Source organism: Streptomyces sp. AC602_WCS936 (assembly GCF_019049125.1).
Lineage (GTDB): Bacteria > Actinomycetota > Actinomycetes > Streptomycetales > Streptomycetaceae > Streptomyces.
Genome location: NZ_JAGMUF010000088.1, coordinates 1 through 20,067 on the forward strand (window position 1 = coordinate 1; position 20,067 = coordinate 20,067).

A 20,067-nucleotide genomic window follows, 5' to 3' on the forward strand; every position below is an offset into this window, starting at 1 on the left:
GCATCGCCCGCCTGCACAACCTCACACTGACCGGCTGAGAAGCAACAGCACTGGTCGACCGGCATGCCGGAGATCATTTACGGGACAACACTTAGGCTGGACCAAGCCCCGGTTCCGAAGCTCGGAAGCGGCTGACCGGTGGACCTGGCTGGTGATCGCCGCCCATGCCCAGCTTCGCCTCGCCCGACCGCTGCCACCGACCTCCGTCGTCCCTGGGAGAAGCCGACGGAGCCGAACAGACTGACACCCGCCCGCGTCCGCAGAGGGTTCAGGAACCTGCACGCGAAGACCGGATCTCCGGCCGGTGCACCGAAACCTTCCCGGCCGCGGCCTGGCAGGCCGCAGGGCTCGAAGAATCGCCGCCCGGCCACCCGACATGACGTGGGCAGAGTCCTCGCCACCGGCGAGGCGTTCAGTCGTCCCGCTCACCACAAGCAAGGCACCAAACCCCGTCACGGGAGCTCTACTGACACCATCGGCAGAGCCCCGTAACCTGCTCTGACGGCAGAAAGCGTGATCTTCGGCGGGGGCTCTCATGACAGGCGGCAACGCGTCCAGCACGGATATCGGCGGCGGCCACATCGGACTGGCCGTGACGATCATTGCTCTGATCGTTGTCGCCAGCTTCTCCGGCGCTCGCTGGACTTCGATCGTCGCAGGAGGCTTCACCGCCTGGTTCATCCTCGCGCTCACCGTCATCCACATCAGGGGCGGACGCGGCAGGGAAGCAGTTCGACGGGCCTACGTCGCCACTTTCGGCTGGGGCGACTACGTCACCCCCTGATGGGGTTAAACGACAAGGTCAGAACTCCTAACAAAGTGCGAGGTTTCTCAGTGGAGGGTTCGTGAGGTGATGTCCGTTTCCGGATTAGGGTTGTGTCAGGGGTGCTGGTCGCGGCGGTGGCTATTGTTTCCTGGCAGACTTTCCGGTGTCGGCCTCGGTGAGGATCCCGAGTTTGACCAGGCGTTTCAGCTTGGCCCGGGTGCCTTCGACGTTCTTGGGCAGCAGTTCGTGGCCGAGGGCTTCGCAGACGTCCTTGGCCCGCAGCGGCCCGGTCGCATGGTTGAAGGCGACGATGATGCGGGGTAGTCCGGGTGCCCGGGCAGGTCCGGTGCGTGGGCCGGGAGCCGGTCGGCGAGGCCGATGACGGTCTTGCAGGTCCGGCCGGCGTACCACGGTCAGCCACTTGCGCCGCTGACCGTGGCGGAAGGGAAGCATCTGCTGCCGCGCGGTGGCGGGCGCATCATGTAGTCGCTCCGCGTCGCTGAAGTTCTCACCCACTCCCTCTCATGGAGAGAGTTTAGGGATCACCAATAATGTTCGCTCCTATACGCCTTCCGCCGTCCGCGACTTGGTCTGGGTTGCAAAGCTTCCGCGATTTGCTCACGACTGTAGAAACGCGGCAAGAGTCTCACCTGAGGGACAGTGAAGTGTTCGCGAAACAGCCTTCTAGATGTGGCCGCATCGTCTGGAACATCACTCACCACCAACTCCTCTTCAAGGATCTCCACATAGTCTTTCGCGTCCTCGTCGCCGCTGGCAGCAGCCCTTCGCCACCAACCGTAAGCTGCTTTTAGATCATCGAAAGCCTCGGCGATTTCGGCGACTCTTCCTTCTTCGGCGGGCTCTAGCTGGTTTTCCGTGTCTTTGTTGAGCAGCTTGAAAGCTCGCACAGTCGATCCCGCTTACGCCGGTCGCGCAGCAGGTCGCGTACCCGAAGCGGGTTCTCAACCGTCACGAGGCAGGCCCCGGCCGGGGGCCGGCCCGAAGGCCGGCCCCCTGGTTGAGGCTGAGGAGAGAGACCTCGGCGGTACCGCGCTGCCGTGCCCCGTCGAGAACCCATCGTGCGACGTTTGCGCTGGCCCGCCTCGTACGGGTGCTGGCAAGGACGATCGCGACCTTCGTCATGACGTCTCCGGAAGTCAAAGGGGGTCAGTGGGGCGCGGTCGCATCCCTGGACGTGAGGAAGGAGTCGATGAGGGCGAGGACCGCCTTCGGCTCCTCGCGCAGAGGGAGGTGCCCGGCGTCCGCGACGAGTTCGAACCGCGCATGGGGGATGGCGGCCGCGTAGGCGCGGCCGAAGTCGGGCGTGACGACCGTGTCGTCGCTGCCCCAGATCACCAGCACCGGGCAGGCGACGGCGGAGAAGCGGGGCAGCAGGCCGGCGTCCGACATGGCCGGCCCGGCATACGCGCGCAGGGCGGCCGTCGACTGCGGGGACGGTCCGCCCCGCGGGGCGGGTCCACCGGCCGGGGCGGGTCCCGGGGACGGTGGCCCGGTAGGCGCGGTGACCTGCTGGCCGGGGATGACCGGGCCGATGGCGTCCATGAGGACGAGCCGTGAGATCCGGCCTTCTCGGTCGTCCAGGACCGTCTGGGCGGCGACCCAGCCGCCGAAGGATGTGCCGATCACCGTCACGTCGTGCAGGCCGAGTTGGGCGAGCAGGTCCAGGTAGAGGGCGGCGAGCGCCGGGACGCTGTTCAGGTCGTCGGGGCGTGCGGTGCCGTCCCAGCCCGGATGGGTAGGCGCCAGCACTCGGTGGCGCGCGGCGAGGTGGTCGACCAGGAGGGTGAGGCTGCCGGGGCCGGGGCCGCCGTGCAGGACGAGGACCGGGCTGCCCTGGCCGGCCTCGTGCAGGTACAGGTCGAGACCGGGCCTGACCTGGACGCTGCTGCGGGCGGGCGGAGTCGGTGAGATCATGAGGTCCTTCCGGATGCGGCGGGCGTCGTATTGGTGGGCCGGGCTGTCACTGGCCGGCGGGGCCAGTGGTGAAGAACCCGGTCATCTGCTCCAAGGCGTCCGGGCCGAACATGGTGTCCAAGCTGGCCGCGGACTCGGCGGCGGAGGCTTCGCTGCGCGGGAAGAGCGCTTCCTCGTAGGCGGTCAGGGCGGCCTCGGTGTCGCCGGGGTGGGCGGCGAGGGCGAGGGCGAGTTCGGCGCCGTCGTACATGGCGAGGTTGGCGCCCTCGCCCGCGAACGGGGACATCACGTGGGCGGCGTCGCCGAGCAGGGTGACGCCGGGGACGCGGTCCCAGCGGTGGCCTACGGGCAGGGCGTGGATGCGGCGCGGGGTGATCGTGTCGGCGTCGGCGACCAGGCCTCGCAGGCCCTCGTCCCAGCCGTCGAAGTGGGCCAGGACGGCGGCCTTGGCGGCGGCGTGGTCATGGAAGTCGACGGTGTCGATCCAGCTCTCGTCTGTCTTCAGCGCGGTGTAGACGTGCAGGCTGCCGTCGGGTTCGCGGTGCGCGAGGAAGCCGCGCTCGTGCCCCAGGGCGATGAAGAAGCCGCCGCCGATGACGGCCGCGCTGCGCGGGTGGCGGGTGTCGGCCTCGTACAGGTCGGTCTCCACGAAGGAGATGCCCGTGTAGGCGGGCTTGGCGTCCGAGAGGAGCGGCCGCACGCGCGACCAGGCGCCGTCGGCGCCGATGAGGAGGTCGGTGGTGATGACCGAGCCGTCGGTGAACGTGACTTCGTGGCGGCCGTCGCCCAGTGGGTGGGCGCCGGTGACCTTGCGCCCCCAGCGGACGGTGCCCGCGGGCAGGGAATTCAGCAGCAGGTCGCGCAGCTCGCCGCGGTCGACCTCGGGGCGGTCGCCGGTGCCGTCGTCCTCCTCGGCGACGTGGACCGTGCCGTCGGGGCCGAGCAGGCACATGGCCTGGCCGCCCTCGTGGACGAGGCGGAGGAAGTCGTCGTGCAGGCCGGCCGTGTGCAGGGCCTTCTGCCCGTTCTCGGCGTGGATGTCCAGCATGCCGCCCTGAGTGCGGGCCTCCGGGCCCGCCTCCAGGTCGAAGACGGCCGGCTCGATGCCGTTGACGTGGAGGACGCGGGCGGCGGTCAGACCGCCGAGACCGCCGCCGATGATCGCGACGGGAAAGTGGGTGGTGCTCATCGTGAACCTTTTCGCCGACGTGGTGACGCGTGGGCGGCCGGGAAGGGACTGCCCTGTGGCGTCGCAGCGGTCCCTCTGGCCACTCTCCACGGTAGCGAACATGTTCGTTCCGAACAAGTTCGCTATGGTGCGTGTCGGCATGACCTCCCCGGCCCGGTGCGCGTCGCCCACCGGGCCGGGGGAGGAGGATCAGACCGCCTGGCCGGGCACCGGGGTGTCCGTGATGCCGTTGACGAGGACGTCGAAGCTCCAGCGCATCCGGTCCCGGACCGTGCCGCCGACCAGGTCCGGCATGTGCGCGGTGATCGCCGGGTGTGTGGCCTCGTCCACCGCATGCAGCGCGCGCACGGTGGCGTTCCAGTCGTCCTGGGAGGTCGGGTCGTGCTCCTGCGTCGACTGCTCCGCGGCGGTGGCCGTCGCGTCCTGGAGCAGCTTGTCCACGCCCCAGGCGACCTGGGCCCGGGGTGCGCCGCTGCGCGCGAGCAGCTCGAGGATCCGCTCCACCAGCCGCAAGTAGTTCTTGCCGCTCGGCCTGGCCGCCAGCGCGGAGCGGGCGAGCTGCGGGTGCTCGAAGAGCACCAGGGTGTACGAGGTCAAGACGGCACGGAGCTGGCCGCGCCAGTCGTCACCACCGTCCCGGCCGCTCAGGTCCACCTCGCCCAGCAGTGCGTCCAGCACCGCCGCATGCAGCTCGGCGGTGTTGGCCACGTAGACATAGAGGGAGGCCGGGCCGGTGTCCAGCTCCTGCGCCAGACGGCGCATCGTGACCTTCTTCAATCCCTCGGCCCGCATTATTTGCACGGCGGTGTCCACGATCCAACGCTGGGACAGGGCCGGCTTCGCCGGACGCTCACGCCGACTGACCGGCTCTCTCCTCGCATTCATAAGTCGATCGTAACGAACACGTTCGCACGATGGGTCGCTGGTGTGAAGGGAGGACAGCTCCCGGTCTTCTGCGAGGAGACCGGGAGCTCTTCATGCGGCGGCAGCACCGACCAAAAACTGCCACGACGTGAACTCTGCCGATCTCCTGCTCACCATGCCCGTGGCCAGCCCCGAGCCGTCACCCGGCGCCGCTCCATCCTGGGGCGTCAACGCTGAAGCTCCTCAGTGTGCGGCGGAAGGCTCGATGCATCCTGTCTCTGGAAAGTGCCCGTTGACGTCAGCAGACCCGCCACTGCCGGGTCTACCTCTCCAATGTGCCGCCCGGCTTTCTCCAGACGCCAGCGTTCGCGACCGCCCTGATGCAGCAGATCACCCGCTTCCAGGGCACCCCCGACGATGCCGCCGAAGCCGTCGCCGCCCGCGTCGCCCGCTCCCGGTTCCCCTACAAAGGCGGCCACCGCTACGTCGTGCTCATGGAGGAGTCCGTCCTGCGCTTCCGCACCGCAGAACCCGAGGCGATGCGCGGGCAGCTGCGCCACCTCCTGGCCGTGATGCCGCTCGCCTCCGTCTCGCTCGGGATCATCCCGTTCACCGCGCAGCGCACCGTGTGGCCGCTGGAAGCCTTTTACGTCCACGACGACACCATGACCGTGGTGGAGACCCTGACGGCGGAGAACAAGGTGACACGGCCGCGCGAGCTCGCCGACTACGCCAGGGCGTTCGCCGGCCTCGCGGAGATGGCCGTGTACGGCGACGCCGCCCGCGCCCTCATCCGGGCCGCGATCGACGCTACCCGCGCCCGCCCCTGACCGAACGGCCACCGGCGCCCGGCCCGGGCAGCAGATCGCCCGGGCCGTTCCCGGCCCTGCCACAAGCCCGGGGAAAGAAGCGGCTCGGGGCCCGGCCGGCCAAGCACGTCCTTGGCCGACCCGACCCCGAAGGCTGCCGGGTTCACACGTTCGGATCTTTGACGGGTCAGACCGCCGTCTGTTCCTTCCAGCTCGTTTGGAGCTGCTTGTGCATGTGCCGACGGTGCGAGCGGACCGTGGCGGGTGCCAGGCCGAGGATGTCGCCGATGCCCGAGTCGGTGTACCCGTAGGAATCCAGAACCAGTACTTGGGCCTGGCGCGCCGGCAGGCGGTGGATGAGGGAGAGAACCATCTCCCGCTCCGCGAGCCCTGCGTCGGCGGTGTCCTCGGGGACGGTGAGGTCGAGCGCGGTGAAGTCCTCGACCGGGTGCTCGTACACCCGCTCCGCGGAGCGGCGCAGCAGGTTCCGGGCTACCTCGCGCAGGTAGGCGTAGGGGAAGGTCATGCGGCCGACCTCGTCCCACTTGCGCAGGACGACCACGAACGCGTCGTGGACGATGTCCTCGGGCGAGTACGGCGACACACCCCACCACCAGTGCTCTCGCAGGGACTTCACGTACAGCGCGCACTTGGAGGCGTACCGGGTGTAGAACGCGGCGGCATCGCGCAGTTCGACACTTCCGCCGGCGGGCGGCAGGCCGCCCGCGCCCAGCTCGTCAGGCGGCGTCATGAGCACCGCCCTGCGCCCCAAGGGGAGAGGACGCCGCAATGCCGCCGCCCGTCTGTGCAGATCCCGCGCCCTGGCCGGCCGGCAGGCCGGCAGTCTCAGTGGCCGCGGCGAGGCGTGCCGCACGGCGCTTGCGCACCCACTTGACGGTGCTCGCGACGGCACCGGCGGTGAAACCGATGACGGTCACCACGGGGGCCAGCTGCTTGGCCACCTCGACTACGGTGTCCCAGTGCGTCCACACCACCAGGGAGACGCACGGCAGCACCACGCTCATCACGCCGACGAGCAGCGCCACGTGGTGGTCCTGCACCCAGATGTCGATACGGGTGAGCATGCGGCGCGCGGCGGCGCCCGCACGCTTCAGCTCGCGGAGGGCGGAGTGCGACGCTTCGAGCGCGCGCTCCACGAGGCTGGTGAAGCCCATGGAGGAACACCTTCCGGTACAGCCGGGCTGCCGGACCCGGTAACGCGGGTTCGGCAGCGCCGGGTTGAAGGAGGCTCAGGCTCGCGCGCTCTCGCCAAAGATTCGCAAGTCCCTCGCCCTGCAAGGTTGTTATGAAGTTGTCCTTCCATTACACCAGGATGCGGGGCCCCCGCACACCACCGAGAATCCGCGCCGATTAGTGACGTGGTTCACATAAAATTCTCCTGGCGGGACTGCACGGTTCGGCCTCCCGGGCGCCTATTAAGGGGTGACAGTCATGCCGGGATGGGAGGATGCGATGCTCCACGTTCACGAGGGGCCGTGCGCCTGCTCCGGAAAGCCCGGCAGTGGATTTCGTGAACCCAGCGGAAGCCGTACTGTTTCCTTGGAGCACGAGTTCGATCACTTTCGTGCTCACTTCAACTTGGAGGATAGCTCCGGGTTGAGGGAGAGCCTGGATTCCCCGCTCTCGCCAAAGAACTAGGGATCCCCAGGCTTCTGCGTGTGCAGAGCCCCGGCTGCCCCGTCGGCGACCGGGGCTTTGCCTTGCCCGCCTCCACGCCTCGGGATCATCCCGTTCATCGCGCAGCACACCGTGTGGCCGCTGGAGGCGTTTTACGTTCACGACGACACCATGGCTGTGGTGGAGACGCTGACGGCGGAGATCAAGGTGACGCAGCCGCGCGAGCTCGCCGAGTACGACAGGGCGTTCGCCGGTCTCGCGGAGATGGCCGTGTACGGCGACGCCGCCCGCGCGCTCATCGAGGCCGCGATCGACGCCCTGGAGTGAAGTCCCGCAATTCTCCGCAACTTCGTTGAGAGCGCGAACCGGGGCTGCGTAGCGTCGGCAGCACCGACGGACCACCAGCCGGAGAGGCAGGGCCTCGTGCGCGTACACACCGACTCCACCGCTCCGGCCCGGGAGGGCCGCGGCCTCCACTCGCCCGCCTACGGCGTCCCCTCACCGTCCCTGCTGGCCCGCGCGGACCGCGACTTCGCCCGGTTCCTCGGCCAGCACGACGAGGACCAGGTCGACGGAGCCGGCGGCAGCGAGGACCCTCGGCGGTTACCGCCGGCCACCCGCACACGACGTTCCCGGCGGCGAGGCCCGCCATGCACACCAGCACGCACACGGTCCTGTACGACCCGGAGGGCTCATCGAGGCGGAGCTCCCGCTCGACCGCGAACGGTACGAGTGCCTGGTAAAGGCCATCCTGGCCTGGACCGGCCCGAACACCCTCGCCGAACGCGACTACGAGCAGATCGCCCTCCAGCTCACCGACCACGCCTGCGCCGTCGCCGTCCGACGTCCGCCGCCGCGCCTACCAGCTGCCCAAGGACAGCGGACCCAAGGCGCTCGTTGACGTCGTCCTGCGCGAGGCAGAAGGCCGGCTGTCCGCGACGATCGACGGCACTGTGGGCTGCGTCCGGAACCGCGCCCGCCTCGTCCGCGCCCTTTACGAACGCCTGAACCGCCTGGACACCGCTGCCTCTGTGTGAACCTCCTGCTCACGGCCGGACTGTCAGTGCCCGCCCGTACCTCTCGGCCAAGCACCTGCGACAGGAGGGCAACGTGGCCCGCAACGGCATCAACAAGCGTGAACTCGATAAGTGGGCCAAGGGCCTGGTTAAGGAAGCGAACAAGAGCCTGGAGCGAGCAGCCCGCCGCAATCCCTCGCGCGTGCCCGTCCAGTTCGAGACCACCACGACGGTAGGCGGTGCGCTGGACGGCGGGGCGATCGCGAGCAGCCCGAACCTGGCAGGGCTGCTGATGTGGCTGGACGCCTATGGCCAGCAACATCCAGGGGAGTACGCCGACGTCGCCCGGTTCGTCGAAGCACACGAGCTGGCCGAAGACGCCTCCGTGCTTGCCTTCCAGCTGGAGCAGCGCGGCCTGGCAGACCTCACCCGGACCTGGTCAGACGCCGCGCCTCACGTGCACCTCACGGACGAAGGCCGCGTTGCCGTGCACACCCTGAAGAGACTGCAGACAGACCGCGCCGCTCGGCTCCGTCACACGATGGACGCCTTCCTCCGCTGGCTGTACGACATCGCTGGCACCAGTCGCCCACCGACCCGGGGCTGTTCCTCTCCACTCCCGGGTCGTTCTTCGCCGGAGCCATGCTCATCGAAGTACGCGACGACTTCGTCCTCACTGGCCTCAGGCATCGACGGGAACACCGCTCCCGCAGCACGGAGGGCGGCATCCAGTTCCGAGCCCTGCCCGGTGTCGGTGCCGAAATCAGCCCGGTACGCGTGGGCACCAGGTGCATGGATGATCAGCGCTGGAGGGCTGAAACGATTGGCGGTCAGGCAAAGGATCTCCTCGCCCTCACCGGGAAGCATCGACTCGACCTTGCCCTGGTAGCCGGTCGGCCAGGTTGCCATCCCCTAGTCCTCCAGCACGTACGTCCACTCACCACACGTGCCGTACATGGCGCGGTTCAGGTGAGGGGAAGGCTGACCTGGCTGCCTCACCGGCACGCGCAGTTCCCTGCACGGGGTGCGCGCGGCCAGCTCGTCGAGGTCGGCACCCAGGTTGATGAGGAACTCGTCCGCCTCCACGCCTCCACGCCTCGGGCCAGGGGCAGTGAGATGCCGACGAGCATGCCGGGCACGGCCGATGAAGAAGGTGTGTGCGCCTATCCACGCGATGCCGTCACTCATGCAGCCAGACTGTCGATCAGTACTGACGTCGGTCTGGGCCGCAGCAACGTGCCCGGACCGCACCACCTGCGCAAGCCAATAGCATGCTGGTCCGGTCCTGCGTGGTCATCTGGTACGTCGGTCGATCTCGTTTTGCACGGCTGAGATGGCTGCCAGGGCGCTGGCGATCGAGCGCCTGCGGCGTCCCCTCCCCGGCCCTGCTGGCCCGCGCCGTCCGATTTCGGTGCTCGGCGCCGGCGGGCATCTGAAGACGGCGGGTGGTGTGGATACCGCGCAGGACTGCGGTGCGCCAGACGTCCCTCCGGTCAGCTTCCGTCGTGCCTGGGACCGGCGCGACGGCCACCGGATCGAGGGAGAAACTGAGGGGAAGGGCATACCGCCCTTGCCCCCCCCGGACGGTCGAGGGAGAGCTTGGGCGACGTTCCGGCTTTGGGATGTCAGCGGTAGGGGCTCCAGTCACCGAAGCGGGCCATCAGCTTCCGTGCCGCGTCTTCGTTGAGGCCGAGGGCGTGGGCGGCCTGGTCGGGGGTGGTGTCCTGGCGGGCTTCGTGGGCGGGCCAGTACGCGGTTCGTGCGGCGGTTACTTCGAGCTGGCGTGCTGCCCGCAGGGCGGCCAGCGGTGAGGTCTTCGCCAGTGTTTCGATCTCTGTCACCAGTTGGGCGAGCAGGTTGGTGATGGTCTCCGGCAGGGGGATGGCAGCCTGGTCCACTTCTGCGGTGTGCGTGTCCCAGTCCTGCGTGCAGGCGTCCGCGGTGCCTCCGGCTGCCTCGGCCAGTGGCTGATCGCCGATCTGGTCCCAGTCGAGGTTGTGTGCCGGGCCGGTCCAGCCGCAGGAGCACACCGCGCGCAGGGCGGCCGCTCGCGGCACGCGCGGGTAGCGGCCGTCGTAGGTGGTCCACTGCGAAACCGCCTGTCCGCCGCCTCCGGAACTCATGTCGAAGAACACGGGCGCCGGCACGGAGCCGTCGGCGAGCAGCACACCGACCGCGCCCTCATGGGAGGTACCGAACTCCTCCGTCGTCCACGTCTCCCGCTCACCCTCACCCATGCCGCCCCTCCAACGTGTCCTCGTGCCCGGCACGCCCCCGGAGGGGGCGCTGGCCACGACGATGCCGCAGTCACGGCGAGCCGCACGACCGGAATCACGAAAGGGGGACCGTGCACCTTGGTGCGCTCGTGAAACGGGCACGAGGTGCCGCCTCGGTCCTACCTGTGCCGACGCGGGATCAAAGCCACGATTCCGGTCCCAGCGGACCGGATCCGCAACCGGCTCCAACGCGGATCGCGGGGCGGTCGGCCGCCGAAGTTCGACAAGGACGACTATAAGCAGCGGCACGCGGTCGAGTGCGGGATAAACCGCCTCAAGCGCCACCGTGCTGTCGCCACGAGGTACGACAAACTCGCCGTCCGCTACGAAGCGACCGTGCTGGTCGCAGCCATCAACGAGTGGCTGTGACCAGCACGCTTGTCCCGTGATAGCAAAGGTTGAGCGAAGACGGGCCTTCCCCCGGATGTTGGGCACACGCGACCGGCTGACCTACTGTTCGGCGAATGAGCACTCACGAGGTTGGCCTCACCGAGTTGACCGAGGTGGTCGTCCGCTCCCAGGACAACCCGGCGGTCAGGGTGAGGTTCTGTGACCGTTTCCGTCCGGACGACGACTGCGTGCACTACGCCATTGAGGCATGCGCGCCCGGGCTGAATGCCCGCGTCGATGAAGTGGTCGCATGGATCTGGGAGGCGGACCTGGTGCCCTTTCTGGAGGAGCTGGCTCGGGACTTTCGAGGGTGGGACGGCGAGCGCGTATGGCAGAACAGCGATCACGACCTCACCGTCACAGCGGTCTTCCGGGCTGGCGGGCATGTCGGGTTGACCTGGACTCTTCAGCCCTGGCCGACGGCCGCCGGCGGCCGGGCAGGATACGTCACCACATGGCTGGAGGCCGGCGAGCAGATGTCCATCCTCGCCGCCGATCTCCGCCACTTCCTCCACGAAAATGGGAGCGATCGTGGCTGACCTGTCGCCGAATGAGCGTCTCTGTATCTGGGGCGGAACTTGTTCCAGCAACAACAGGAACCAGTTGCTTGGGCAGGCAGCGTTCTTGCTGCTGCAGCCCGGAGGAAGGGACAGTCACCAGAGATCGACGAGGCACTGAACCTGGCAGAACATGAAGACCACTGGCCGCTGGGCCGCGAAGTCTTCGACCGAATCCGGCAACGGAGTCTGAGTAAAGAGGCCCCGCTGGCTGAGGAAGACGCTCTACGCTTTGCACTCGCGGAACTGGTGGCCAAGCTCGCGCACAATGCAGCGGGACAGCGACCGCCTTTCGATCATGATTCGGGTTGGCGTGTCGGTCCTACCGCCTATCGTCTCGCGGCGGCGACGGATGATCCGGAACTGCCCGAGCATCTGACGCGGGCCCTGGGTGGATGGCCACAGGACGCCTGACTACGAGAGCGCCCGCTGTACCTCGGAGAACCTGTCGCAGTTCGGCAACACCTCGCACTGGTTCGCCGGAACATGTGCGCTTTGCTGAAGGTCTCGTTCGAGGTCCGGATGATCGACCCCTCCTCGTAGCGCTTGGAGATGACCTGGAAGACCAGGTTCGCCTCAGCTCGTTCGAGGGGCTGGTAGCCGACCTCGTCGACCACGAGAACACCGGGCCGCAGGTAGGTGCCGAGCTTGTTCGTCAGACGGCCGGCGGTCTCGGCGGCTTCGAGGTTGCGGACCATGTCGTCGAGGCTGGTGAAGCAGATCGAGTAGCCGGCCCGGCAGGCCGCGACCGCCAGGGCGACGGCGATGTGCGTCTTGCCGACCCCCGGCGGCCCGAGCAGAGCGGCGTTCGCCTTGCCCTCGACGAACGAGAGGGTGGCCAGGTCCTTGACCTTCCGCGGGTCGAGCTCGGGTGGGAAGGAGAAGTCGTACTCGTCGAGCGTCTAGTGGTGCGGCAGCCGGGAGAGCCGCAGGCCCTGGCGGAAGCGGCGGTCGTCGCGGACAGCCAGCTCCTCGGACAACACCAGGTCGAGGAAGTCGAGGTAGCCCATCTTCCCCTCGTCGGCCCGACAGGTGTACTTCCTGATGGCTTCCGCGAGGTGGGGCAGGCCGATCTTGCCGGCCGCGCTGCGGATGCGGGTGGAGACCAGCTCGCTCAAGACGTTTCCCTCGTGCTCGGGCGCGTGGTGAAGGGGCGGGTGCCGGTCAGCTCGTCATAGACCGACAGCGGACGGCGTCCGACCTCGGTATGGGTGGCCGCGGCCCGGTTCAGCAGAGCCCGCAAAGGCCCTGATTCTTCGCCCCGAGGACGCTCACGACGGGGCTGCGGCAGGGCATCGCCGGCGGTGGTCAAGCGTCCCTTGCCCGCGGGCAGGCCGTCCCAGTGGGCCTCTTCGACGACGCGGACCTCGCGACCGATCGCCCGCGGGTGGGCAGCCAGCAATGTCTCGCCGCTGGAGTCGGCAGTGGTGGAATGCAGCATGATCTGCGACTTCGTGGCTCGGATCACCACCAGCTGCCGAGGGCGGACCCTTCGGGCCGGCACCGAGTAGAGGTTGCCGCCGAAGGCGACCAGGCAGTCCTTGCCGACCGGCCGCAGGTGCCGCTCGGCCACCAGATACGGAGTCGGAGGAAGAGGCCGAAGGGCCACGTGATCACGGGCCGCCCGTTCTCCGATGATCTGCTGGTGAGTCCTGTGGGCCTGAGCCCGTCGCTGCGGCACCCAGGTGATGAAGGCGGTGTCCTTCTCCTCGACGGAGGAGAAGGACCTGCCTGACAGGACCTGGTCGCGGACGATCAGAACCTGCCGCTCGACACGTCCTTTGCCGGTGGGGCGGTAGGCGGCGAGGATGTCGATGTCGAAGTCGTAGTGGCCGGCGAACCCGACCGCTTCCGGGTGCAGCGGAACCGCCTCACCTGGGGCGACGTGGCGTCGCACGACGGTCTTCGTGCGGTCGTAGACGATCGTCATCGGGACGCCGCCGAAGTGCGCGAACGCGCGGCGGTGGCAGTCGAAGAACGTCTGCAGATACTGGTTCGTGGTAAATCAGCAGAACGGGTCGCGCGGTACGACAGCGTCATGTGGAAGGAGTAGACCTTCGGGATACCCATGTGGGCGAGGATCTTGCCCTCGTCGCCCCAGTCCACCTGGGCCTGGGCGCCGGGGATCACCTCGAATCGGCGGTGCAATGCCCGCCAGCTCATTCGGGGTGGTACCGAGTTCCTCGGCAATCCGGGGCCGGGCTTCTTGGACGTAGAGCTTGGTCCGCTGGTAGTTGCCGGTGAATCCGTACTCCGCCGCAAGCCGCTCGTGAATCACGGCGCCTTCATCAAGATCTCCGTCCGCAGCATCGAGTCGACCAGCGACGCGCACTCGTCGATCACCCTGGCTCGCGACCTGCCGTTCGGCGACCGGCGTGGAGGCGCGGCGGGCCCGTCCGCTGCCAGATACTTGCTGACCGTCCGCCAGTTCAGGCCCGTCTCCTCGGCGACCTCGGTCAAGCTCATCGCTCCGGACTCCACCAGGCCACGAAAACGCCGCAGTTCCAGCCAGCGCTGCGGATCCAGGACCACGACAACCCCACTCTGCGACCTCGACCAACAGGCAGCAGAGTGCCGAACCCTGAACCTCAGCACATCAGGAACTCTGCACATTCATCCGTACGCGGCCATGCACGTTCACTCACGTGTACGCCGACACCGGTGCGGAAATCGGGCAACGGCCTGGCGTGGTTGTCGAGTCATTTCGCCTCCTGGTGCGTCGGGCCATTCCTGAGCAGTGCCCGCATTAGGATTGCGGCGGTACCGGGTGGGGACGTTGGGTGTGCCCTGGGTCCAGCCCGTGGGTCCGGGACCGATCCACGCAGGGCGAGCGGAGGCCGGTCAGACGTTGGGGTTGAGCGATCGGCCTCTGCCCGCTGCCTCCGGCCGCACCAGCGGGGGACCGGTACTCCAGAGGCGCTTATGGGTTACTACTGCTGCCACGTGCTGGTCGTGCCGGACGTCAGCCGGTGCCGCGCACGTGCCTCGAGGTCGACCCTCCGAATGGCGCGACGGGTCCGGTTCAGCGTGCGGGAGAGGGCCTCTATGACTTCGCGGGCGTTGTCGAACGCCCCATCGCGGTCGGGGGCAACAGGCCGCCACTGGCCCTCGGTGTCACGCTGAAGCCCGATGGCCGCGCACGTGGCAACGAGGCCCGTCATCAGAATCTGGAGTTGGTCGACGTCGGTGCTGGTAAAGGTGTCGGCTTTCAGGCGCGGTGTGGTCAACGGGTCCCCCTTGGTGATTCGGTACTCGCCGGCGAGATGCCTGGTCACGCGTCCGCTGTGGTCCGGAGCGGCGCGCTCTCGTTTCCCGGGATCGTTGGCATCGCGCGTGTTTGGGCTGGTGCGCGCCGCCGTTGTCCGAGCGACCGTGAACATGCATCTATCCTGGAGATTTGAAAAGTTGTAAGGTCTCGAGCGGCACATTCCCGGAGGGAATCAGCCATCCGTGCGAATGCGCTGCTGTGGTTCACCAGAGTGCTGGACGCGTTGTCTACGACAGGGCGCGTCCGGGCCCAGGGGGTCGGCCGGAGACAACTGAGGAGGCCAGTTCCCAACCAGGCTCTCGGTAACGCGGCGAAGAGGTGAGGCGCCGAGCGGTATCGGGTCCTACCGTCGGCGACTGCCGCGTCGTGTAGCCGGGGCCGAGGTCCAGACATACCTGGCGGATGTGTGTGGTATTTCCTCGAGTTGTGGTTTTGGGCAGGGCAAGGAACGCAAGAAGGCACGCCCCGTAGTCGGGCGAGTCGCCTCCGCTGTCAACGATGTTGCTACGCACCAACGCAGGGTGTCAACGATCAGATATGGTCAGTAAACGATCGTTGAGTGCGGCAGAGGTTCCGGCGTAAGGTGCCATGTGCACCACAGCCGTGGACCTCACACCCCCGGGAGCTCATAGGTGGATCCAGTCCCGCCGCTGCATGAGACGCTCGAGCGACTCGAAGCGCTGATCATGGAGCATGGCCTAGACCGTACGGACCTTTTCGATCCGGCGAAGCTCGCAGCACAAACCGCCTTGCCGGAAGACGCCGTTCGGGTACTGCTGGCCGGAGGTTCCTTGCCGGCCGACACCGTCAACGATCGGGTCCGTGCTCGTATCAGCACCCTGGCCACGGGCTACCTGCAGGCCACGGGCAGACGCATGTCGGACCTGGTCAGTGAACTGCACCTGCGTCTCGGGGTTTCGGAAATATGGGCCCGCCAGATCTGCGATGGCAAGAAGGTGCCCAATCTCGAGTTCCTGCACGGACTGGTGAAGTTCTTCGACATCGAAGGCGGAGAGGCGTTCTTCACCGCTCCGGCTGACGAGACCCTCAATCGTGTCCTGCTGTCGACCCTGCGAAGGCTGGAGTCCGATCCGGTTCAAGCCTTGCTGGACCGGTACGGGGTACGGGGGACGGACCTGAGGGCGCACGGGTCCATGACGCGACGTCAGCTGGAGCGGCTCCTGGAGGGAGTCTTCCGATCGGTTCTGCCCGAAGAGGGAGAGGACAATCGCCGATGACCAGGGCGATGAAGTTACTGCTGGCCGACCTGGGAGCAGAGGCGTCCAAGCGGATCCAGCCGCCCGCGGACCCACGCGTGGTCATGGAGGAGTTCTGCCGTGCCATGAGCATGCGTCGCGGTCGGCCCGTCCAGCTGGTGTTCCGCGCTATCCCCGATGACATTCCTGTCTCCGGGCTCAGACTGGACTGCGGCGACCGGTCTGTCATTGTCGTCGAGGAACGCACCCCGCCCGAGTCTCAGCTGGTCATCCTGGGGCATGAGCTGTGGCACGAAGAACAGGGCGACTGTGGGCACAACATCGCGGGTCTCTCGGCCGCTGCTGCCCGTGTTCTCGGCTCCGACCGGATCGATGCCGCAGTGCGTACGGCGGTTGAGCAGTTCCTGGCGACCTGGAGCGATCCGGCCGAAACGCTGGACATCGCGGCGCGTGCCGACTCGGCGGACAGGCACGAGCAGGACGCGGAGACATTCGGTCTGCTCTTCGGTCGGGAGCTACGCACCTGGATTCCCGGCCGGTACGCGCAGGGACCCGTCAGCGCTACCACTCTCGAGGGTCGCATCCAGCTGTCGCTGTTCAACCGCAACGGGCAGATACGGCGATGAGTTTCAGCAGCCTCCACATCCCCTACGCCCTGCCCGCTGTCCTGCTGCTCCTCGCCCTCAGCCTAAAAACTCCCACGTTCGTCCGGGCCTGGAAAGACCCGGATGTACGGGCTACCAGCTTGCTGCTACTGCTCGCCTCCGCAGTATTCCTGTCCGTAGCACCCGCGAGCATCCACAAAATCAACACCGTGACGGGGGTGCCGAACATCGCGGCGCCCTGGGTGTATTCGCTCCTGACCGCCTTCTGCGGCTCCTGCCTGACCATGGTCATCACCTGGCGGGACGAGCCCTCACCGCGCCGTCGCGCCAGGATCCGCCGGATTTGGCTGATCTACACCGGCATCATCGTCGCCTTGTGGGCCACCTACCTTCTCGCGGACGTCCCCGCTGAACGCATCTACGACCTGGACACGTACTACGCGACTGAGCCGTGGATGCGCGAGCACATCCTGCTGTACCTGGCGGCGCACATGGTCTCCGCGCTCGTGGCCGCCTACATGATCTGGAAGTGGATCTCGAAGGTCACAGACGCCTGGCTGAAGGCCGGTCTCGTCTTCCTCCAGGCCGGCTACGCCTTCGGGCTCGTCTTCGATGTCGCGAAACTGGCGGCCGTCGGCGCGCGCTGGGCCGGGGTGAACTGGGATTGGCTGTCCACCCGGCTCGCGCCGCCGTTCGCGATCCTCGACGCGAGTCTCGTCGGCATCGGATTCATCCTCCCCCAGGGCGGCCCATTCCTGCAGAAGTGGATACGAGACCAGCGCACCTACCGGCGGCTGCGACCGCTCGCGCGGGCGATCCGGAAAGTCGCACCATCCGCAGCCCGCGCCCGCGTCGGACGCTTCGCGCCGCTCGACCTGCGTCTGCTGCAGCGCCAACAACGCATCCACGATGGTTTGTTGCGTCTCGCGCCACATGTTGACGCAGAATTGCTGCGGTGCGCATTCGACGAAGCGCGCGCTGCAGGTCACCGTGACGAGCGCGCCCGCGGCATCGCCGGAGCCATCGCCGTTCGCGCCGCCCTGGAGGCCTTCCTCACACCCACAGCTGACGCCGACGATGATCGCGCCGCCAGTTCCGCACGCATCGACAGCGACCTGGACGACATCGAAGCAATCGCCAGTGCCTTCCGCCAGCCGCGCACCGTCGACGCCATCCGACAGCGGGTGGTCACCACAGAAAGCGTAAACGCTCATGCCTGATCCCACCCGCAGACCCACCGCTGTCGTTATCGGAGGGAGTGTCAGCGGCCTGTTCGCGGCCACCGCCCTCCTCGACCACGCAGATGTGACCCTCGTCGAACGCGATCAGTTCCCCGAGGGACCGGCTCCGCGCCGGGGTGTTCCCCAAGCACGTCACGCACATCTCGTGTGGTACGGCGGTGTGGTGGCCTTCGACCAGCTGCTGCCCGGCCTGGTCGAGCAAGTCGTCACCCGCGGAGCACGTCTCGTGCACATCATGGGCGACATGGTCTCCCGAGCCCCCAACGAGGTCTGGTTCCGCCGTTTCACCTCCACGCATCACCGGAACCTTGTGTGCTCGCGTGACCTGCTCGACTCCGTGATACGTGACCGAGTTCTTCCCGATGCGCGCCTCACCGTCCGGCAGAGGTCTACGGCCCTCAGCCTGACCGGCGACAGCAACCGTGTCACGGGGGTCCGCATACGGACCGAGGGCCACCAGGAGGAAGTCCTGACCGCCGATCTGGTGATCGACGCCACCGGACGTGGCTCCCAAGCCCCTCGATGGCTTGATGATCTGGGACTGCCCCGAGTCACCGAACGCGAGGTGAACGCCGGAGTCACCTATGCCACCCGCCTCTACCATGCCCCCGGCACCACCGTCGATACGCCATTCCCACTGGTCAACGTCCAGGCCAATCCGGCCAAGGCGCCCGGCCGTGGCGGCATCATTCTGCCCGTTGAGGACGGTCGCTGGATTGTCACCCTTTCCGGCACTCGCGGCGGCGAGCCAACCAGAGACCCTGACGCCTTCACCGACTTCGCTCTCACCTTGGGCGATCCCGTCATCGGAGAACTGATCAAGGATGCCGAACCGATCGGTGACGTCAGCATCACCCGCAGCACCGCCAACCAACGCCGCTACTACGAGAAGATGCGTTGCTGGCCCGACGGCTTCACTGTGATCGGGGACGCAATCGCCGGATACAACCCCGTATACGGACACGGCATCACTGCCGCCGCACAGAGTGCCCTCGCCATCGGCACCGTGCTGCGCACCACCAGTGTCACCGCGCCCGGCACCGGTCGACGCCTGCAGCATGCCGCGACCAGGCCCGTTGCCGCAGCCTGGGACCTTGCCGTCGGACAAGATGCCCGCTATCCGGGCGCCAGCGGCGCCTCACCCGCATGGATCGAGCGCATGCTCGCCCGGTTCGTCGACCAAGCCGTGGCCACCGGCGCCCGCAACCCCCGCGCCCTCGGTGCCCTACTCGACGTGATGAGCATGGAGAAGCCTGCCACCCGGCTGTTCTCTCCTGACATGCTTATTCCCATGCTCTTCGGACCGAAGAAGCCGCACCTGCAGGCGCCTCCGCTGGCCGAGAGCGAACGCAAGAACGCAACCTTGTAGCACCGCTCCCTTACCACTGGGGCCCAAAGGGCCTCCTGGTATGGCTTACGGGGTGCCCCGGGATTGAGGTCTGGGCAGTGCTGCCTGGGGGTTTGACTCGTGGCGTCATAGGTCTCGCGGCGCCCGGTGTACCGCCGTAGTGGGTGTCACTGGCGGAGTTCGGCGTTGGCGTGCTCGACGCAGATCCGACGGGAAGATTGCCGGCGCCGCAACTCGCGCCATCCGTACCCTTGAGTGAGGGGCGCGTTGTCGATGTCCTTCGGCTTCCTCGGGGGTGCGCCGACCTGGTGGGGAAACTCGTTGGCCAGACCGCGGTACCCGTCGTCGACCTCGGCCTTCACCGGCGGATGCATCCGGAACCGCTCGGCGATGCCCTCAGTGCGGACCGCCGTCTGGTCGTGCATCCGGCGGGCCGTACGGCGCCGGACCACAGAGTGCGCCCCTGGTGGTCGCTGATCGTGGTGGTCTTGATCGTGTTCTGCTTGCGCTTGCCGGAGACGAACGCCCGCCGTCCCGGAGAGTGGACCTTCGGGCTGCGGACCTGGGTTCCGGTCCCATCAATGCGCAACGTGATGTTCTCGGCCGCGCCGTAGGCGAACACGTCGTCCAGCGTGCGCAGCCGAATGCCGGGCCGGTCGGGCACGGCGAACCCACGCGCCGCCAACAGCGGACGGATCTCGGCGATCGCCCCCCCGATCGTGGAAGAGCGCACCTCGTAGATCACACCGAGCGCCTCATGAGTCAGCCCAGTCCGCAGGTGAACAAGCGTCACCAGGACCCAGTCGGTGAAGACCAGGTCGTACTTCGGCTCGGCGCCGGCCCTCCGCCTTGCGGGACGGCGTGGAGCGCGCCCGCGGCCACGTCGAGGAACTCGGCCTGGACGCGATCATCCCGATCGGCGGCGAGGGCACGCTCAAGGCGGCCCGA

The 20,067-nt window shown here is 67.7% G+C and carries 19 protein-coding genes and 8 pseudogenes; 13 read left to right on the forward strand and 14 right to left on the reverse strand.

All coding sequences use genetic code 11. From position 1 onward, the window contains the following. Positions 1–85: 85 nt before the first annotated feature. Positions 86–492, forward strand: a pseudogene (locus KUM03_RS38560) (transposase); the annotation flags it as partial. Positions 493–535: 43 nt separating this feature from the next. Further along, entirely contained in the window at positions 536–784 is a 249-nt protein-coding gene (locus KUM03_RS24990; protein WP_217251546.1) for a hypothetical protein, read from the forward strand. Positions 785–904: 120 nt separating this feature from the next. On the opposite strand, the pseudogene KUM03_RS24995 reads toward KUM03_RS24990, so the two are convergent. The 5 genes and pseudogenes from KUM03_RS24995 to KUM03_RS25015 all read right to left on the reverse strand — a co-directional run. After that, a pseudogene (locus tag KUM03_RS24995) lies at positions 905–1,161 on the reverse strand (hypothetical protein); the annotation flags it as partial. A gap of 147 nt (positions 1,162–1,308) precedes the next feature. After that, positions 1,309–1,674, reverse strand: coding sequence for a hypothetical protein (locus KUM03_RS25000; RefSeq protein ID WP_217251547.1), 366 nt, complete (start codon positions 1,672–1,674; stop codon positions 1,309–1,311). A gap of 259 nt (positions 1,675–1,933) precedes the next feature. Next, positions 1,934–2,701, reverse strand: coding sequence for an alpha/beta fold hydrolase (locus tag KUM03_RS25005; protein WP_217251548.1), 768 nt, complete (start codon positions 2,699–2,701; stop codon positions 1,934–1,936). Between the two features lie 46 nt (positions 2,702–2,747). Then, positions 2,748–3,890 carry an NAD(P)/FAD-dependent oxidoreductase gene (locus tag KUM03_RS25010; RefSeq protein ID WP_217251549.1) on the reverse strand — a complete coding sequence of 381 codons (1,143 nt, stop codon included), beginning with the start codon at positions 3,888–3,890 and terminating at the stop codon, positions 2,748–2,750. A 189-nt stretch (positions 3,891–4,079) separates the two neighbouring features. Continuing rightward, positions 4,080–4,775 (reverse strand): TetR/AcrR family transcriptional regulator, encoded by a 696-nt coding sequence (locus tag KUM03_RS25015; protein ID WP_217251550.1) that lies wholly within the window; start codon positions 4,773–4,775, stop codon positions 4,080–4,082. A gap of 278 nt (positions 4,776–5,053) precedes the next feature. Between KUM03_RS25015 and KUM03_RS25020 the strand changes: the two are divergent. Then, positions 5,054–5,584 (forward strand): annotated as a pseudogene (locus KUM03_RS25020) (Scr1 family TA system antitoxin-like transcriptional regulator); the annotation flags it as partial. A gap of 166 nt (positions 5,585–5,750) precedes the next feature. Here KUM03_RS25020 and KUM03_RS25025 read toward each other — a convergent pair. Together KUM03_RS25025 and KUM03_RS25030 are read right to left on the reverse strand one after the other, a co-directional pair. After that, on the reverse strand, positions 5,751–6,314 hold the full coding sequence (locus tag KUM03_RS25025) for an RNA polymerase sigma factor (RefSeq protein ID WP_217251551.1): 564 nt from the start codon (positions 6,312–6,314) through the stop codon (positions 5,751–5,753). After that, positions 6,301–6,738 carry a hypothetical protein gene (locus KUM03_RS25030; protein ID WP_217251552.1) on the reverse strand — a complete coding sequence of 146 codons (438 nt, stop codon included), beginning with the start codon at positions 6,736–6,738 and terminating at the stop codon, positions 6,301–6,303. The genes KUM03_RS25025 and KUM03_RS25030 overlap by 14 nt, the downstream gene beginning before the upstream one ends. Positions 6,739–7,297: 559 nt before the next feature. On the opposite strand from KUM03_RS25030, the pseudogene KUM03_RS25035 reads away from it, so the two are divergent. The 3 genes and pseudogenes from KUM03_RS25035 to KUM03_RS25040 all read left to right on the forward strand — a co-directional run. Further along, positions 7,298–7,528 (forward strand): annotated as a pseudogene (locus KUM03_RS25035) (Scr1 family TA system antitoxin-like transcriptional regulator); the annotation flags it as partial. A gap of 323 nt (positions 7,529–7,851) precedes the next feature. Further along, positions 7,852–8,238 (forward strand): annotated as a pseudogene (locus KUM03_RS38565) (DUF6415 family natural product biosynthesis protein). 73 nt (positions 8,239–8,311) lie between these two features. Further along, positions 8,312–9,106, forward strand: coding sequence for a hypothetical protein (locus KUM03_RS25040; RefSeq protein WP_217251553.1), 795 nt, complete (start codon positions 8,312–8,314; stop codon positions 9,104–9,106). A 23-nt stretch (positions 9,107–9,129) separates the two neighbouring features. On the opposite strand, the gene KUM03_RS25045 is transcribed toward KUM03_RS25040, so the two are convergent. Next, positions 9,130–9,303, reverse strand: a complete 174-nt coding sequence (locus KUM03_RS25045) for a hypothetical protein (RefSeq protein WP_217251554.1) — start codon at positions 9,301–9,303, stop codon at positions 9,130–9,132. A 539-nt stretch (positions 9,304–9,842) separates the two neighbouring features. Beyond that, a complete protein-coding gene (locus KUM03_RS25050) occupies positions 9,843–10,454 on the reverse strand; it encodes a hypothetical protein (RefSeq protein ID WP_217251555.1) in 612 nt (203 codons plus the stop codon). 503 nt (positions 10,455–10,957) lie between these two features. On the opposite strand from KUM03_RS25050, the gene KUM03_RS25060 reads away from it, so the two are divergent. Then, positions 10,958–11,422: a DUF6228 family protein gene (locus KUM03_RS25060; protein ID WP_217251556.1), complete on the forward strand. Its 465-nt coding sequence runs from the start codon at positions 10,958–10,960 to the stop codon at positions 11,420–11,422. A gap of 39 nt (positions 11,423–11,461) precedes the next feature. Next, complete coding sequence (locus tag KUM03_RS25065; protein WP_254399858.1) at positions 11,462–11,854, forward strand: hypothetical protein; 393 nt, start codon at positions 11,462–11,464, stop codon at positions 11,852–11,854. Positions 11,855–11,934: 80 nt separating this feature from the next. Here the strand turns inward: KUM03_RS25065 and KUM03_RS25070 are convergent. The 3 genes and pseudogenes from KUM03_RS25070 to KUM03_RS25080 form a co-directional block, all read right to left on the reverse strand. Further along, positions 11,935–12,558: pseudogene (locus tag KUM03_RS25070) on the reverse strand (ATP-binding protein); the annotation flags it as partial. Then, positions 12,555–13,972, reverse strand: a pseudogene (istA, locus tag KUM03_RS25075) (IS21 family transposase). The pseudogenes istA and KUM03_RS25070, both read right to left, overlap by 4 nt. A 398-nt stretch (positions 13,973–14,370) precedes the next feature. Further along, on the reverse strand, positions 14,371–14,820 hold the full coding sequence (locus KUM03_RS25080) for a hypothetical protein (protein ID WP_217251557.1): 450 nt from the start codon (positions 14,818–14,820) through the stop codon (positions 14,371–14,373). A gap of 520 nt (positions 14,821–15,340) precedes the next feature. Here KUM03_RS25080 and KUM03_RS25085 point away from each other — a divergent pair. Genes KUM03_RS25085 through KUM03_RS25100 form a run of 4 tightly spaced genes read left to right on the forward strand, consistent with a single transcriptional unit; the run spans position 15,341 to position 19,140 of the window. Next, a complete protein-coding gene (locus tag KUM03_RS25085; RefSeq protein ID WP_217251558.1) occupies positions 15,341–15,946 on the forward strand; it encodes a hypothetical protein in 606 nt (201 codons plus the stop codon). Next, the gene (locus tag KUM03_RS25090; protein ID WP_217251559.1) at positions 15,943–16,551 is read left to right on the forward strand and encodes a toxin; all 609 of its coding nucleotides are present in this window, start codon (positions 15,943–15,945) and stop codon (positions 16,549–16,551) included. The genes KUM03_RS25085 and KUM03_RS25090 overlap by 4 nt, the downstream gene beginning before the upstream one ends. Then, positions 16,548–17,750: an MAB_1171c family putative transporter gene (locus KUM03_RS25095; RefSeq protein WP_217251560.1), complete on the forward strand. Its 1,203-nt coding sequence runs from the start codon at positions 16,548–16,550 to the stop codon at positions 17,748–17,750. The genes KUM03_RS25090 and KUM03_RS25095 overlap by 4 nt, the downstream gene beginning before the upstream one ends. Continuing rightward, the gene (locus tag KUM03_RS25100) at positions 17,743–19,140 is read left to right on the forward strand and encodes an NAD(P)/FAD-dependent oxidoreductase (RefSeq protein WP_217251561.1); all 1,398 of its coding nucleotides are present in this window, start codon (positions 17,743–17,745) and stop codon (positions 19,138–19,140) included. The genes KUM03_RS25095 and KUM03_RS25100 overlap by 8 nt, the downstream gene beginning before the upstream one ends. 146 nt (positions 19,141–19,286) lie before the next feature. Here KUM03_RS25100 and KUM03_RS25105 read toward each other — a convergent pair whose 3' ends face one another. Next, positions 19,287–19,544 (reverse strand): hypothetical protein, encoded by a 258-nt coding sequence (locus tag KUM03_RS25105; RefSeq protein ID WP_217251566.1) that lies wholly within the window; start codon positions 19,542–19,544, stop codon positions 19,287–19,289. After that, positions 19,478–19,912, reverse strand: coding sequence for a transposase family protein (locus tag KUM03_RS25110; protein WP_217251562.1), 435 nt, complete (start codon positions 19,910–19,912; stop codon positions 19,478–19,480). Before KUM03_RS25110 ends, KUM03_RS25105 begins: the two co-directional genes overlap by 67 nt. A 32-nt stretch (positions 19,913–19,944) precedes the next feature. Here KUM03_RS25110 and KUM03_RS25115 point away from each other — a divergent pair. After that, positions 19,945–20,067, forward strand: a pseudogene (locus KUM03_RS25115) (6-phosphofructokinase); the annotation flags it as partial.